Source organism: Microbacterium sp. ISL-103, assembly GCF_018613995.1.
In the GTDB taxonomy this organism is placed as follows: Bacteria; Actinomycetota; Actinomycetes; order Actinomycetales; family Microbacteriaceae; genus Microbacterium.
This window is the reverse complement of the sequence record NZ_JAGGPD010000158.1, coordinates 1-15,781: the sequence shown is the minus strand read 5'-3', so window position 1 is coordinate 15,781 and position 15,781 is coordinate 1. Positions and strand designations below refer to the sequence as shown.

At 67.1% G+C, this 15,781-nt stretch carries 13 protein-coding genes and 1 pseudogene; 11 read left to right on the top strand and 3 right to left on the bottom strand.

Annotated features, from left to right (window positions below; translation table 11 throughout):
* Positions 1–747 (bottom strand): annotated as a pseudogene (locus J7E68_RS06750) (glucose-6-phosphate dehydrogenase); the annotation flags it as partial.
* Positions 748–798: 51 nt separating this feature from the next.
* On the opposite strand from J7E68_RS06750, the gene J7E68_RS06745 reads away from it, so the two are divergent.
* From J7E68_RS06745 to rplL, 3 genes are all read left to right on the top strand, one after another.
* Positions 799–2,592, top strand: a complete 1,794-nt coding sequence (locus tag J7E68_RS06745) for a glycoside hydrolase family 15 protein (RefSeq protein WP_215171056.1) — start codon at positions 799–801, stop codon at positions 2,590–2,592.
* Between the two features lie 232 nt (positions 2,593–2,824).
* Entirely contained in the window at positions 2,825–3,313 is a 489-nt protein-coding gene (gene rplJ, locus J7E68_RS06740; protein WP_053097428.1) for a 50S ribosomal protein L10, read from the top strand.
* 48 nt (positions 3,314–3,361) lie between these two features.
* On the top strand, positions 3,362–3,739 hold the full coding sequence (rplL, locus tag J7E68_RS06735; RefSeq protein ID WP_042539579.1) for a 50S ribosomal protein L7/L12: 378 nt from the start codon (positions 3,362–3,364) through the stop codon (positions 3,737–3,739).
* A 119-nt stretch (positions 3,740–3,858) separates the two neighbouring features.
* On the opposite strand, the gene J7E68_RS06730 is transcribed toward rplL, so the two are convergent.
* Positions 3,859–4,863 (bottom strand): LacI family DNA-binding transcriptional regulator, encoded by a 1,005-nt coding sequence (locus J7E68_RS06730; protein ID WP_215171054.1) that lies wholly within the window; start codon positions 4,861–4,863, stop codon positions 3,859–3,861.
* Positions 4,864–5,141: 278 nt separating this feature from the next.
* On the opposite strand from J7E68_RS06730, the gene J7E68_RS06725 reads away from it, so the two are divergent.
* From J7E68_RS06725 to J7E68_RS06690, 8 genes are all read left to right on the top strand, one after another.
* Positions 5,142–6,461, top strand: a complete 1,320-nt coding sequence (locus tag J7E68_RS06725) for an ABC transporter substrate-binding protein (RefSeq protein WP_215171052.1) — start codon at positions 5,142–5,144, stop codon at positions 6,459–6,461.
* A 103-nt stretch (positions 6,462–6,564) separates the two neighbouring features.
* Positions 6,565–7,704, top strand: a complete 1,140-nt coding sequence (locus J7E68_RS06720) for a carbohydrate ABC transporter permease (protein ID WP_215171050.1) — start codon at positions 6,565–6,567, stop codon at positions 7,702–7,704.
* On the top strand, positions 7,701–8,660 hold the full coding sequence (locus J7E68_RS06715; protein WP_215171048.1) for a carbohydrate ABC transporter permease: 960 nt from the start codon (positions 7,701–7,703) through the stop codon (positions 8,658–8,660). The genes J7E68_RS06720 and J7E68_RS06715 overlap by 4 nt, the downstream gene beginning before the upstream one ends.
* Positions 8,661–8,748: 88 nt before the next feature.
* A complete protein-coding gene (locus J7E68_RS06710) occupies positions 8,749–10,125 on the top strand; it encodes a cystathionine beta-synthase (RefSeq protein WP_215171046.1) in 1,377 nt (458 codons plus the stop codon).
* A 98-nt stretch (positions 10,126–10,223) separates the two neighbouring features.
* On the top strand, positions 10,224–11,375 hold the full coding sequence (locus J7E68_RS06705) for a cystathionine gamma-synthase (protein WP_215171044.1): 1,152 nt from the start codon (positions 10,224–10,226) through the stop codon (positions 11,373–11,375).
* 312 nt (positions 11,376–11,687) lie between these two features.
* Positions 11,688–12,902, top strand: coding sequence for a multidrug effflux MFS transporter (locus tag J7E68_RS06700; RefSeq protein WP_215171057.1), 1,215 nt, complete (start codon positions 11,688–11,690; stop codon positions 12,900–12,902).
* 30 nt (positions 12,903–12,932) lie between these two features.
* The gene (locus J7E68_RS06695) at positions 12,933–13,568 is read left to right on the top strand and encodes a phosphatase PAP2 family protein (RefSeq protein WP_215171042.1); all 636 of its coding nucleotides are present in this window, start codon (positions 12,933–12,935) and stop codon (positions 13,566–13,568) included.
* Between the two features lie 29 nt (positions 13,569–13,597).
* A complete protein-coding gene (locus J7E68_RS06690) occupies positions 13,598–14,197 on the top strand; it encodes a GNAT family N-acetyltransferase (protein WP_215171040.1) in 600 nt (199 codons plus the stop codon).
* 551 nt (positions 14,198–14,748) lie between these two features.
* Here J7E68_RS06690 and J7E68_RS06685 read toward each other — a convergent pair.
* Complete coding sequence (locus J7E68_RS06685) at positions 14,749–15,564, bottom strand: GNAT family N-acetyltransferase (RefSeq protein ID WP_215171037.1); 816 nt, start codon at positions 15,562–15,564, stop codon at positions 14,749–14,751.
* Positions 15,565–15,781 lie beyond the last annotated feature (217 nt).

The window sequence follows — 15,781 nt, the reverse complement described above, 5'->3', positions numbered from 1 at the left end:
GCCGGGGGCGGAACGGAAGTCGACCTCTTCGGGCGTCGCCGGCTCCTCCATCGCGAGCACGGCGAGCACCTGCAGCAGATGGCTCTGGATCATGTCGACCAGCGCGCCGGCGCTGTCGTAGTACCCCGCGCGTCCTTCCAGCGCCAGCGATTCGTCGTAGACGATGTCGACGGACTCGATGCTCTCCGCAGACCAGAGAGGTTCGAGGATGCGGTTCGCGAACCGCGCCCCGAGCAGGTTGAGCGTGGTCGAGCGCCCCAGGAAGTGGTCGACCCGGAACACCTGGGTCTCGGGCACGAGTGCGGTCAGGATGCCGTTCAGCTCGTGCGCGCTGGCCTCGTCCGTGCCGAAGGGCTTCTCCATGACGAGCACCGCGCCGCTCGGCAGCATGTCGGGGGTGAGCGCGGCGATGCATGCCGCGGCGACGGCCGGGGGCACCGCGAAGTAGACGGCGACCTGACCGGTGAGCCCGCCCAGCAGCGAGCGCAGATCGTCGGCGCGGGTGATGTCGGTGCGCACGTACGTGACATCGACGCGAGCTGCCGCAGCCTCGGCTCCCATCGAGGCGAAGGCCGTCTCGACGATCGTCTGCAGCTCGGCATCCGTCCATTCCTCACGGTCGGCGCCGACGATCCGCACCGAGCGTGTGGGCTCCCTCGTCAGCAGCTGGCCCAGAGCGGGCAGGAGGAGGCGAGAGGTGAGGTCGCCACCGGCTCCGAGGATCACCAGCGTCGTCGCGTCGATCATGTTCTCACCGTAATCGCTCCGACCCCCGGGTGAACATGTCAGACTCGGTCGATGCCCGCTCCGATCGAGGACTATGCCCTGCTCAGCGACTGCCGCACCGGCGCGCTCGTCTCGAGAGAGGGCAGCATCGACTGGCTCTGCCTGCCCCGCTTCGATGCGCCGTCGCTGTTCGGCGCGCTGCTCGGAGAGGCGAGCAACGGATGCTGGAGCCTGCGCCCGGTCGATGCGACGGCGACGTCGCGGCGTCACTACGTGTCGGACACGTTCGTCCTCGTGACACGGTGGGAGACGGCCGACGGCGTCGCAGAGGTGCAGGAGTTCATGCCGCTGCACGCGTCACGCAGCGATGTCGTGCGCCGGATCGTGGGCATCGAGGGTCGCGTCGAGTTCGTGACCGAGCTGCGGCTGCACTTCGACTACTCCCGCAGGCTCCCCTGGGTGCGGCAGGTGGGCACGAGCGACGAGCCGGCGCTGCGAGCCACGGCCGGACCCGAGGCGGTGATCGTGCGCGGAGTACGGCTCGTCGCGGAGGACCACCGGCACCGGGCGACGTTCACCGTGTCGGCGGAGGAGGTCCGCGACCTGACGCTCAGCTGGTTCCCCTCGCACGAGCATGCGCCGTCGCCGCTCGATGTCGACGATGCGATCGCCGCGACGCGATCCTGGTGGCAGGGGTGGGCGAGCGGGATCCAGCACGACGGAGAGCACCGCGATGAGGTCGTGCGCTCGCTGCTGGTGCTGCGAGCGCTCACGAACAAAGACACCGGGGGCATCGTGGCCGCCGCCACGACCTCTCTTCCCGAGCAGTTCGGAGGATCCCGGAACTGGGATTACCGTTTCGTCTGGCTGCGCGATGCCGCGCTGACGCTCGAGGCCCTCATCGCCCACGGGTTCCTCTCCGAGGCGCACCATTGGCGGCGATGGCTGCTCCGTGCTGTCGCCGGCGAGCCGGCGGAGGTGCAGATCATGTACGGGATCGCGGGGGAGCGGGACCTCATCGAGCGTGAACTCACGAGCCTGCCCGGGTACGGGGGTGCAGCGCCGGTGCGGATCGGCAACGGCGCGGTCGACCAGTACCAGGGCGACGTGATCGGCGAGGTTCTGGTCGCTCTGGAATCGGCTCGGATCGCGGGCCTCGAGGAGGGCGACTTCTCGTGGCCTCTGCAGCGCGCGCTCCTCGAACAGGTGATCGCCTCGATGGATCGCCCCGACAACGGCATCTGGGAGATCCGGGGCGAGCCGCAGTGGTTCACGCATTCGCGCGTCATGATGTGGGCCGCGCTCGACCGGGGCGTCCGCGCGGTGCAGGAACAGGGCCTGCCGGGCGACGCCGATCGATGGGCGGCCGTGCGTGACACGCTGCGCCGCGAGATCGACGAGCGCGGAGTGGATGCCGAGCACGGATATTTCATCCAGCACTACGGGTCGACTGAGGTCGATGCCTCGCTGCTGGTGCTTCCGCAGGTCGGGTACTGCGCCCCCGACGATCCTCGGATGCTGCGCACCGTGGAGCAGATCGAGCGCACGCTGCTCACGGGCGGGTTCCTTCGGCGCTATCGCACGGAGTCCGGCGTCGACGGGCTCGAAGGAGCAGAGCATCCCTTCATCGCCTGCAGCTTCTGGCTGGTCGAGCAGTACGCGACGAGCGGCCGGATCGATGAGGCCCGCGACCTGATGGCGCGGCTGATCGCGATGTCGAACGACCTGGGCCTGCTGTCGGAGGAGTACGACGTCGCGAATGCGCGGCAGGCGGGCAACACCCCGCAGGCGCTCTCGCATCTGAGCCTGATCCGCGCCGCCGACGCGCTCTCGGGGCACGGCGGACGTGCGGCCCACCGACGGTGAACCGGCTGGATTTGGGCGGCGGGATGCGGTGGGGTACAGTTGACTCAACCGAAGACCGCTGGTCATCGTCGTGCGTGCGAACGCGAGGCGATCGAAGCTCTGCTCAGCAGGGGCCCGCGCAGGACACGAACTTTCAAAGCTCCGTGCGCTTGCGCCGGAGCTTTTCTGTTGCATGCGGTCGGGGGCGGCGCCTCACCTCCGTGAGGCGCCTCGTACACACCAAGGAGTGACCATGGCGCAGAAGGACGCATCGGTTGCCGAGCTCACGAAGTCATTCGAGAACTCGACTGCCGTTCTGCTGACCGAGTACCGCGGTCTGACGGTTGCCCAGCTCAAGGAGCTGCGCAACAGCATCCGTCAGGACGCTGAGTACGCCGTGGTGAAGAACACGCTGACCAAGATCGCCGCCAACAAGGCAGGCATCACCGCGCTGGACGACGACCTCAAGGGTCCGTCGGCCGTCGCGTTCGTGCATGGTGACTTCGTCGCCACTGCCAAGGCTCTTCGTGACTTCGCCAAGGCCAACCCGCTTCTCGTGATCAAGTCCGGCATCTTCGAGGGCAACGCCCTCTCTGCCGACGAGGTCAACAAGTACGCCGCGCTCGAGAGCCGTGAGGTTCTGCTGGCGAAGGCTGCGGGCATGATGAAGGCGACGATGGGCAAGGCTGCTGCCACCATCGATGCTCTTCGCGAAAAGCTGGAGACCGCTGAGGCCGCGTAAGCGACCTGCGATCTCGTTCAACAAACCCACCTATCTAGGAGATACATCATGGCTAAGCTCACCACTGAGGAGCTGCTCGAGCAGTTCGCAGGCCTGACCCTCGTCGAGCTCAACGACTTCGTCAAGGCGTTCGAGGAGAAGTTCGAGGTCACCGCTGCTGCTCCCGTCGCCGTTGCAGGCGCAGGCGGCGGCGCTGCGGAAGAGGTTGAGGAGAAGGATTCCTTCGACGTCATCCTCGAGGCTGCCGGCGACAAGAAGATCCAGGTCATCAAGACCGTCCGCGAGCTCACCTCGCTCGGTCTCGGCGAGGCCAAGGCCGTCGTCGACGGTGCTCCCAAGGCCGTGCTCGAGGGCGCGAACAAGGAAGCAGCCGAGAAGGCCAAGGCTGCCCTCGAAGAGGCAGGCGCCACGGTTACCCTCAAGTAATCCGTTCCAGGTCGCGGCGTGACGCCTCGCCCTGGAAGCGTCTGAACGCTTCACGAAAGCCCCGGGTCCGCCCGGGGCTTTCGTGCGTCCGGGGCTCGTGCGGGGCAGGATGCCGAGGCTCAGCGGCGCCCGGCTGTCGAGCTGCGCACGACGAGCGATGACGCCGTGACGGTGCGCTGGAGCGGAGCATCCGGTCGGTCGATCCGCTGCTGCAGCAGCCGCACGGCCTCGTGCCCCTGCTCGCGCGGCGACTGTCTGATGGTGGTGAGCGCGAACATCTCGGCGTGCTGATGGTCATCGACCCCCACGATGCTCAGCTCGGTCGGCACCGCGAGGCCCAGGCGGCGGGCGGCGATCATCGCCCCGATCGCGGCCTCGTCGCAGACGCCCACGATCGCGGTCGGGCGCCCTCGACGGTCGCCGAGCAGCTCGACGGCGGCCGCGTATCCGCCCGGCATGGTCGGAGGGGAGTCGTGGATCCGAGCGACCGCTTCGAGGCCTGCGGCGGCGAGTGCTTCGAGATATCCCTCGACGCGCTGCGCGTCGCCGTAGCTGAGCTCGTCGGGGTCTGCGGATCCTCCGACGAAGGCGATGTCGGTGTGCCCGAGTTCGATGAGATGCTCGGTCGCGATGCGGGCGGCGGCGATGTCGTCGATCGAGACGGCGCTCGACCCTTCGCTGTACGGGCCGACGCTGACGAGGGGCCGTTCGGAACGGTGCAGGCGCTCGAGTTCCTGGGCGCTGGGTTGGAGGCCGACGGCGATGATGCCGTCGAACCGCCGGCCAGGCAGCACCGTGTCGAACAGGCGCTCTCGGGTCTCGGTGCCTTCTCTCACCCCGTAGAGTGCGAGCTCGTAATCGAGGCCGAACAGCGATTCCTGGATGCCGGCGAGCAGCTCGGAGAAGAACCAGCGGTCGACCGGCGGCATGATGACGCCCACGGTCTGCGTGCGACCCGTGGCGAGGCTGGTCGCCGACGAGTGGGCGACGTAGGCCAGCTCGGCCGCGGCCGCCGTCACCCGATCGCGCGTGCCCTCCGAGACGTAGCCGCGACCGCTGAGTGCGCGGCTCGCCGTCGCCTTCGATACGCCCGCGCGCGCCGCGACGTCGGCGATCGTGCTCATCGGTCCTCCTCGACCATGCCCTCGACGCGTCGTCTCCACCCGCGCGCCGATGACAGCGTAGCCGCTGGCGCGAGGGAAGGGAACCGGTTCCAGGCCGGAAGCGAGGGAGCGCTCCCATCCGTCGTCGGACAATGGCCGAAAAGGTTGCGAGCTTGTGATCCTGGCCTGTTGTGTCGCGCTGTCTCGCACCGATAGGTTGTCCTGGAATCGGTTCCCGATTCTGCGCCAGGGGCGGCGCGGAGCGAGGGGAGCCGCACAACTCGAAGAGGAGAATTCACATGGGTCTGTCACAGCGTTCCCGGCGTTATGCGCCAATCGCTCTGCTGGGAGTCGCGGGCATCGCGCTCGCCGGCTGTGGTGCTCCGGGCGGCACCGACGGCGGTTCGGAAGGCGGCGGTGGAGGAGACAACACCGTCACCATCTACGGCACGATCGTCGAGGGAGAAGCCGAACTCCTCGCCCAGTCCTGGGCGGACTTCGAAGAAGAGAACGACATCACCATCAAGTACGAAGGCAGCCAGGACTTCGAGACGCAGCTCGGCACCCGCGCTCAGGGCGGCAACCCGCCCGACATCGCGATCTTCCCGCAGCCGGGTCTGTTCGCCGACTACGCCTCGCGCGACCTGCTGAAGCCGGCTCCTGAGGCGGTCAAGGCGAACGCCGAGGAGTACTGGACTCAGGGGTGGGTCGACTTCGGTACGTACGACGGAACCTTCTACGGTGCGCCGCTGATGGCCAGCGTCAAGGGCTGGATCTGGTACTCGCCGACGAAGTTCGCCGAGTGGGGCGTCGAAGAGCCGACGACCTGGGACGAGCTCCTGGCCCTCACCGAGACGATCAAGACCGAGAGCGGCAAGGCGCCCTGGTGCGCCGGCTTCGAATCGGGCGTCGCGACCGGCTGGCCCGGCACCGACTGGATCGAGGACCTCGTGCTGCGCAACGCAGGCCCCGAGGTGTACGACCAGTGGGTCAAGAACGAGATCCCCTTCACCGACCCGCAGATCAAGGAAGCCTTCGACGCGACCGGTGAGATTCTGCTCAACCCGGAGTACGTCAACGCCGGCTTCGGCGACGTGCGCTCCATCAACTCGACCGCATTCGGTGATGTGGCGGCGCAGGTCGCCAGTGGCGAGTGCGCGCTGACCCACCAGGCCTCGTTCCTCTCGGGCTTCTACCCCGAGGGCACGAACTTCGCCGAAGACGGAGACGTCTGGGCGTTCCTGACGCCGAGCACGAGTGCGGACGAGACGCTCATCACCGGCGGTGGCGAGATCGTCGGCGCATTCAGCGATGACGAGGCGACGCAGAAGGTGCTCGAGTACCTGTCGAGCCCCGAGTGGGCGGACAGCCGCCTCGCTCTCGGCGGAGTGACGTCGGCCAACAAGGGCGTGAACCTCGATGTGGTCGAGGATCCCATCCTGCAGGAGTCGATCAAGCTGCTCCAGGACGACTCGATCACGTTCCGCTTCGACGGTTCCGACCAGATGCCCGGTGCGGTCGGCTCGGGAACCTTCTGGAAGGGCATCGTCGCATGGGTCAACGGCACCTCGACCGATGAGGTCCTGACCCAGATCGAGACCGGCTGGCCTTCCAGCTGATCGGATGAGGTGGGCCGCCCCGATGGGCGGCCCACCGTCTCGCACTCGGTCCGCGCATCGCCGCGCGGACCGATGATCAGCTCCGTCTCATGAAGGGGAATCCGTGAACGCGACTGTGTTCTTCCAATGGATCGGGTCTCTGCCCCCGATCGTCCAGGCCCTCGCCGTCGTCATCGCGTTCGCGGTGGTGATCGTCGTCATCCTGCTTCTCGTCGACATCGCGCCTCGCAGGGGTGCCCTCTACACCGGCATCCGCCTCGCGATGTGCCTCCTCATCCCGCTCGCGGTGATGTGGTTCTTCAACTCGTACTACTGGGCCATGGGAGTCGCGGTCGCCGTCGGCGCCCTGTTCTTCTTCCTCGACTACCGGTCGCGCGACGGCGTGGGGTACCTGATCCAGCTCGTCGCCTTCATGGCCCCGGCCATCCTGCTGCTTCTGGCAGGACTCATCCTGCCGTCGATCCAGACCGTGTACGCGTCGTTCTGGAACTCGACGGGCAGCGACTTCGTGGGCTTCTCCAACTACCTGTGGATCTTCACGCAGTCCGACGGCGTCACCTCGGTCGTGAACACGATCGTGTGGGTGCTGCTCGTGCCGACACTCTCGACGATCGTCGGTCTCGCCTACGCCGTCTTCATCGACAAGACCCGCGGAGAGAAGATCTACAAGCTGCTCGTCTTCATGCCGATGGCGATCTCGTTCGTCGGTGCGAGCATCATCTGGCGTTTCGTGTACGCCTACCGTGGTCCTGAGTTCGAGCAGATCGGTCTGCTCAACCAGATCCTCGTGTGGTTCGGCGGAGAGCCGCAGCAGTTCCTGCTGAACAATCCGTGGAACAACCTCGCGCTGATCGTGGTGCTCATCTGGGTGCAGACCGGATTCGCGATGGTCGTGCTCTCGGCATCCATCAAGGGAGTTCCCACAGAGCTCCTCGAAGCTGCCGAACTCGACGGCGCGAACGCCTGGGAACGCTTCCGCTCGGTGACGATCCCCTCGATCCGACCCGCTCTCATCGTCGTGCTGACGACGATCTCGATCGCCTCGCTGAAGGTGTTCGACATCGTGCGCACGATGACCGGTGGAAACTACGGCACGTCGGTTCTGGCGAACGAGATGTACACCCAGTTCTCCAAGTTCGAGGCGGGACGCAGCGCTGCGCTCTCCGTCATCCTGTTCATCCTGGTGCTGCCGATCGTGATCTACAACGCGCGCCAGATCAAGAAGCAGCGGGAGATCCGATGACCGACACCGTGAACTCAGACACCGGCCAGAGCACGAGGGCGATCACGACCGCCGGACGCTTCGAGGCCTCGGCCGGGCGCGCGCGCAAGCGACTCAGCCGTCCGTGGGCGACGGTCGCCTCGATCCTGATCGCCGTGGTGTGGACCATCCCGACGCTCGGACTCTTCATCTCGTCGTTCCGCGAGAGGGACGCGATCGAGACGACGGGATGGTGGACGTTCTTCACCAACCCGCAGTTCACGCTCGACAACTACGCGGCGGTGCTGCAGTCGGGCACCACGCAGCTGACCATTCTCGAGTCGTTCTTCAACTCGATCGTGATCACGATCCCGGCCACGATCATCCCGCTGATGATCGCAGCCATGGCGGCGTACGCGTTCTCGTGGATCGAGTTCAAGGGGCGCAACGCGCTGTTCATCTTCGTGTTCGCGCTGCAGATCGTGCCGATCCAGATGGCGCTCGTTCCTCTGCTGTCGTCGTTCTCGCGCGGGATCAACCTGTTCGGCGTGCAGGTCACGCAGGGACTCGACGTGGCGGGTGGGTACGCGCAGGTGTGGATCGCGCACACCATGTTCGCGCTGCCGCTGGCGATCTACCTGCTGCACAACTTCATGTCGGAGATCCCCGGCGAGATCGTCGAGGCCGCTCGCGTCGACGGTGCGTCCCGCGGGCAGATCTTCTTCCGGATCGTGCTGCCGCTGACGATGCCGGCGATCGCCTCGGTCGCGATCTTCCAGTTCCTGTGGGTCTGGAACGACCTGCTCGTGGCGCTGGTGTTCGCCGACGGAGCCGCCTCGCCGATCACGAAGGTGCTCGCCGAGATCACCGGACGCGGCGAGGGCTGGTACCTGCTGACGGCAGGAGCCTTCGTCTCGATCCTCGTTCCGCTCATCGTGTTCTTCTCGCTGCAGCGGTACTTCGTCCGCGGGCTCCTGGCGGGCTCGACGAAGGGCTGATCGGCTCCGCACGACACCGTGTGACAGGATGCCGCGACCGTGTGCAACACAGCCCCGGTCGCGGCATCGTCGCACGTACGCTGTGAAGATGAAGTACGCAGACTCCATCGTCGACCTCGTCGGCGACACCCCTCTCGTGAAGCTCCAGCACGTCACCGAGGGTGTGGAGTGCACCGTCCTCGTGAAGCTCGAGTACCTCAACCCCGGAGGCTCGGCGAAAGATCGCATCGCCTCGCGGATCATCGACGCGGCCGAGGCGTCGGGAGAACTGCGCCCCGGCGGCACGATCGTCGAGCCGACCAGCGGCAACACGGGCGTGGGGCTCGCGCTGGTCGCCCAGCAGCGCGGGTACAAGTGCGTCTTCGTGCTGCCCGACAAGGTCGGCGAAGACAAGATCGACGTGCTGCGCGCCTACGGCGCCGAGGTCGTCGTCACGCCCACCTCGGTGGCCGCCGACAGCCCCGAGTCGTACTACAGCGTCAGCGACCGGCTGGCGCGCGAGATCCCCGGGGCGTTCAAGCCCAACCAGTACGAGAACCCCAACGGCCCGCGCAGTCACTACGAGACGACCGGACCCGAGATCTGGCGCGACACCGACGGCACGATCACCCACTTCGTCGCCGGAGTCGGCACGGGCGGCACGATCACGGGCACCGGCCGCTATCTGCGCGAGGTGTCCGACGACCGTGTGCGCATCGTCGGCATAGACCCCGAGGGCAGCGTCTACAGCGGCGGCACCGGCCGCCCGTATCTGGTCGAAGGGGTCGGAGAAGACATCTGGCCCGGTGCCTACGACCCGAAGATCCCGCACGAGATCGTCGCGGTCGGTGACGCCGAATCCTTCGCGATGACGCGGCGTCTGGCCCGCGAAGAGGGAATCCTCGTCGGCGGATCCAGCGGCATGGCCGTGGTCGGCGCCCTGCGCGTCGCCCCACGGCTTCCGGCGGATGCCGTGATGGTGGTGCTGCTTCCCGACGGCGGTCGCGGGTATCTCGGCAAGATCTTCAACGACGGATGGATGCGCTCGTACGGTTTCAGCGAGGTCGAAGAGGGCGAGACGGTCTCCGACGTGCTGGCCGCTCGCACCGGGCGCCAGGGCCACGGCATCCCCGACCTGGTGCACGCGCACCCGACCGACACGGTGCTCGAAGCCATCGGCATGATGACCGAATACGACGTCTCGCAGCTCGTGGTGCTCAGCGCCGAGCCGCCGGTGATGATGGGCGAGGTCGTCGGCACGGTCGACGAGAAGGGCCTGCTCGATCTGCTCTTCCGCGGCGACGCCAAGCCCGCCGATGCCGTGGGCGAGCACGTGGGGGAGCGGCTGCCCCTGATCGGCATCCACGCTCCGCTGGCCCAGGCCCGCGCGGCGCTCGCCGATGTGGATGCGCTGCTGGTCACGATGGACGGCAAGCCGCACACCGTGCTCACCCGGCAGGACCTGCTCTCGTACATCTCGCGCTGACGCTGCGGCGGTGTCGGCGGTGTCGGGCGCAGCCGAGTGCAGACGCCGGACGTAACAGGAGCGGATGCCGCGCCCGGGGCGGACGTAGGCTGAGTGGCATGTCCGAGCATGCTTTCGCCACCCGAGCCATCCACGCAGGTCAGGCCCCTGACCCGACCACCGGGTCGATCATCCCGCCGATCTATCAGGCCTCCACCCACGTGCAGGACGGCATCGGCGGGTTCCGTGACGGCTACGAGTACAACCGCGCCGGCAACCCCACTCGCTCCTCGCTCGAGACGCAGCTCGCAGCACTCGAGGGGGGCGCGAACGCGCTGTCGTTCGCCTCGGGGCTCGCGGCGGAGGATGCGCTGCTGCGCGGCATCCTGAAGCCCGGCGACCACATCGTGCTCGGCAATGACGTCTACGGCGGCACGTACCGGCTGCTCACCAAGGTGCTCGCGCCGTGGGGCATCGAGACCACGACGGTCGAGCTGTCGGACGCCGACGCGCTGCGTGCGGCGATCCGACCCGAGACGAAGATCATCTGGGTCGAGACGCCCAGCAACCCGCTGCTGAAGATCGTCGACATCGCGCTCATCGCCGAGATCGCTCATGCGGCCGGAGCCATCGCGGTGGTCGACAACACCTTCGCATCCCCTGCGCTGCAACAGCCCCTCTCGCTCGGCGCCGACCTGGTCGTGCACTCCACGACGAAGTACCTCGGCGGGCACTCGGACGTGCTCGGCGGCGCGGTGGTCTTCGGCGACGACAGGTTCTATGAGCAGATCAAGTTCCAGCAGTTCGCTGTCGGTGCGGTGTCGGCTCCGCTCGATGCGTGGCTCACGACGCGTGGCATCAAGACGCTCGCGGTGCGGGTGCGCCAGCACTCCGAGAACGCGCAGGCGATCGCCGAGTGGGCGGCCGCCCGCCCCGAGTTCGAGACCGTTTACTATCCGGGCCTCGCGTCTCACCCCGGGCACGATGTCGCCGCCCGCCAGATGAGCGGATTCGGCGGCATGCTCTCGCTCGGACTCGCGGCCGGGGCCACGGCGGCGAAGGCGTTCGCCGAGTCCACCGAGCTCTTCCAGCTGGCGGAGTCGTTGGGCGGCGTCGAGTCTCTGATCGGCTATCCGCCGGACATGACGCACGCCTCGGTGCGCGGCACCGCACTCGCGGTGCCCGAGAACGTCGTGCGGCTCTCGGTCGGCATCGAGGGCGTCGACGACCTGATCGCCGACCTCGAGCAGGGTCTCGCCCGCCTCGGCTGATCTCCGCGATCGCGGGCCCGGCTCTCTGCATGTGCTGTTTGCGCGCAGTCTGCGTGCGCTGTCTGCGCGCAGGCTGCACACGTGCATGCTCAGAAGACAGATGGATGCCGAGACTGCGCGTTTCGGCATCCATCCGTCTTTTCGGCATGCAGGTGTGTCCCTCCGGATGTGCGGGTGCACGCGAGAGCTGTAACATGGAGGCTTCGCCCGGATCGAATCGATTCGACCTTCGTCGCCGATTCCTCCGCTCTCGCGACTCGACCTCACCCCCCTCGAACTCCGGAAGGACCGTCGTGCCCGACGCTCCACGCACTGACTCCACCCCGACGANNCCGGGCGCTCTACATCGTGCTGCTCGGCGCACTCACGGCGCTGGGCCCGTTCACGATCGACCTGTATCTGCCGGCCTTCCCCGTGCTCGAGCAGGACTTCGAGACCACGGCCGCGGCGATCCAGCTGACCCTCACCGGCACGATGATCGGCTTCGCGCTGGGTCAGCTCGTCGTCGGCCCTCTGAGCGACAAGGTCGGACGCCGCATCCCTCTGATCGTCGTCACGGCTCTCCACGTGCTGGCCAGTGCGGCGGCGGCCTACGCCCCGACGCTGCCGCTGCTCAGCGGCGCTCGCGTGCTGATGGGCGTCGGCGCTGCCGCGGGTGGCGTGGTCGCGATGGCCATCGTCCGAGACCTGTTCGGCGGACGCCGCCTCGTCGTCATGCTGTCGCGGCTCGCGCTCGTCTCGGGCGTCGCGCCCGTGATCGCACCGCTGATCGGCTCGTGGCTGCTCACCTTCATGCCCTGGCGGGGAATCTTCGTCGTGCTCGCCCTGTACGGCATCGTGATGCTGGTGTCGACCGTGGTGTTCATCCCCGAGACCCTTCCCGTCGCCCGTCGCCAGGAGAAGGGCGGGTCGACCGTTCTGCAGCGCTACCGCTCGGTCTTCTCCGACCGGGTCTTCATCGGCGTGCTGATCATCGGCGGCATGACGTTCTCGGGGCTCTTCTCGTACCTGTCGGCGTCGCCGTTCCTGTTCCAGCAGACGCACGGGCTCGACCCGCAGCAGTACGGGCTCCTGTTCGCGGTCAACTCGCTCGGTGTCGTCATCGGCGTCCAGACGGCATCGCGACTCGCCGCGCGCTTCGGACCGCAGTGGGTCATGGCCTACTCCACCGCGGTGCTGCTGCTCGCGGGCATCGCGATCATCGTGACCGATCAGCTCGGTCTCGGGCTCTGGGGCACCGTCGTCCCGCTCTTCTTCTTCATGACGGCCTGCGGATTCACGTTCCCCAACGTCCAGGTGCTCGCCCTCGACCGCCACGGCAAGGCCGCCGGCACCGCAGCATCCGTCATCGGAGCCACGAACTTCGGCGTCGCAGGGCTCATCTCGCCGGTCGTCGGATGGATCTCGCACGGAGCCGGGATCACCGCGACGACGATGGCCTCGGTGATGGTCGGATGCGCGGCGATCGGCATCCTCTCTCTGTGGCTCATCGTGCGCCCCCGGACTGTCGGCATGCTCGCTCCCTGATTCTCAGCGTTCGACCGGCAGAATGGTGCGATGAGATCACGAACGCTGCTGTGGTGGGGAATAGGGATGCTCGTCGCGGCGACGCTCCTCGGGGCGGCGATCGTGTTCGGGTACACGGAGCCTCCGGGATTCGACCGCTGGTGGAACGAGACGATCAGCACGTACCGCGCTGACTGGATGCTGTCGTTCGCGCTGCTGCTCAATCAGATCGGCGGCGGGTGGGTCGCCATCATCCTCGTGCCGCTGCTGATGATCGCCGCGCTGCTGATCGCGCGACGATGGCGGGCTGCCGTGTTCGCCGCGGCGGCGTTCCTCGCGAGCGCCGGTGCCGTGCAGCTGCTCAAGCAGCTCTTCGGTCGTGCGCGACCCGAGGACATGATCGTGGTGAGCGACTACGGATCGTTCCCGTCGGGTCACACGGCGAACGCCGCGACGATCGCCGTGGTGCTGTGGTTGGTGTTCCCGCGGGTGTGGACCGCGCTTCTCGGCATCCTCTGGGTCATCGCCATGGCGATCTCGCGCACGCTGCTGTCGGTGCACTGGGCGACCGACACGCTCGGCGGCGCGCTCGTCGGAGCCGGCGTCGTGCTCGTGCTCGGCGCCTGGCTGCTGCCGTGGGTGCGCGGAACCTCGCGACGAGAAGCCGCTCAGGCGTCGATAGGCTGACAGCACACCCCACTCGTCGAGGAGCCGTCGTGTCACGCATCCGTCCGTATCGCCCGACCGATCGCGCCGCCCTGTACGAGGTGTGCGTGAGAACCGCGGATGCCGGAGCGGATGCGACCGGGATCTTCTCGGACGACTCCCTCTGGGGCGACCTGTTCGCGGTGCCGTACGTCGAGCGTCACCCGGATCTCGCCTGGGTGGTCGAGACCGAGGACGAACGCGTGATCGGCTACATCGTGGCGACGGATGACACGGACGCGTTCGCCACCTGGTTCCGCGACCAGTGGTGGCCCGGTCTGCGGCAGCGGTACCCGCGCGCGGCCGAGCCGAAGACCCGTCAGGAGCGGATGATCGAGTACGGATACCTGCAGGCTCCGGGGCGGGACGCGAACGCCGCGGAGTACCCGGCGCATCTGCACATCGATCTGCTGCCCGAGACGCAGGGGCAGGGACTCGGGCGCGCACTCATCGAGACGCTGTTCGCCGAGCTCAGCCGCCGCGGAGTGCGCGGACTGCACCTGGGCATGGACCCGAAGAACACGGGGGCCGCCGCGTTCTACGGGCGACTCGGCATGACGCCGTTGCCTGCTGAGCCGGGCGGGCAGAGCTTCGGCGCGCGCTTCGACTGAGGCGTCGTGACGCGCGGCGCGGGCGTCCGCGTCGTGTGGAAGACGTCGTGATGGGCGTCGGCGGGGGTGGCGGTGACGGCGGGACTCCGATCCTCGCTGCGCTCGGTTCTCCCCGAATCCCACGATGCTCGATAAAAAGCACGAAGGGCCCCCGCTGGCGCGGAGACCCTTCGTGCTTTTTGGCGGTGACGGCGGGATTCGAACCCGCGTCGTTGTCACGTCAGGATCGAGGCCGGATCGAGATCGGCGTAACGACGCGCATTCTCAATCACGGGAGTAACCCCCATTCGGTTGAGAGTTCCACCGACTGTTGCCACCACGTTGCCACCCATCACCCTCTCTCATTCGGCAGTCCTCTTAACCATCGCTCGAGCTCCTCGACCATGATCACCGGCTTCGCGTTGGCGTACGACCGGACTAGCTCGTTGTTCTCGATCGCGGTTCGAGATCGCTGGCCAGTTCGCCAAGAAACCATTTCGGTTGGTGATCACAATCCCGGACGGACGCGGCTGGCAGGCACGTGACTGTGTAAGCGGCTCTGCGCGTCGGCGTCAGGCTCGACGTAACTCGTTTGCCTGATCTCGACCGAGCAGAGGGGTCAGGACCATGTCGAACACTGCCCTGGAAACGTAGGGTGGGAGATCCTTCCGGCGTTGAGGATTTTCACGGATCTGGTGGGCGATCTTGAACATGGCGGCATCGAGTGCGGATGGAGCGGTCGCGTGTTCCACGGCGAAGTGCTCCGACAGGAGATCTTCGCGCAGGACCTTGAAGGCCACTCGGCCATGCCCGGTGCTCGCATCGAGGCTTGGATCCTCCACACGCAGAACGGTCGCCTTGCGCCGTGGACCTGCGTCGATCCCGGCCGCCTGCGCTGCTTCCCACATCTCGGTAGTTGGAACTTCAATCCAGGCGAGCGCGAGTTCGGGGTCGAGGACAGTCCAACCCTGAGACTCATAGAAGCCGATCGCCGACTCTGGGACGTGCGCCTGAACCATCGATCTAGGATCGTGCGCTGTGAGGCGTTCGAGCTCCGATAGCAGAGCTTTGCCAACGCCCGAGCGTTGCGAGTCTGGAAGGACCGCGAGCCGTTGGAGGAGGAGAACGGTCGAGGCCCGATCTGCCACGCCAAAGTCGGAGATGCGTGCCTTCGTGTAGGCGTATCCGACCACATCACCCCTCCTCGTGGCGACGAGGATGCGAGCGCCGAGCGGGGCGCCGCTGGCGGAAAGCTCGTCGACGTCGTCCGCCGAAAAATGGGCGAATGGCGCGATTTGGGATTCTCCGAGTGGTGGAATCCGCGACTCTAACGAAATGAGATGCGCAAGATCGGCGCCGGTCGCGGTTCGAATGACGGGGGTTGCCATGGCGCCCACTCTCCCACGTCTTGAATAGCTCTGCACTGCGGGCACGGGGCGTCCGCCACGCGGGGACGATTCCGCCAGTACAGCGGAATGCTAGCAAAATGGAATTGGCGCGGTGAGCGCAGGAGTATCGGCGGTGCTCGGGATGGGGAGAACTGATGGCTGATCTCAAGACATACAGAGAAGCCGCCGTCACGGTGCGTCGATCGGTGTTGACCAT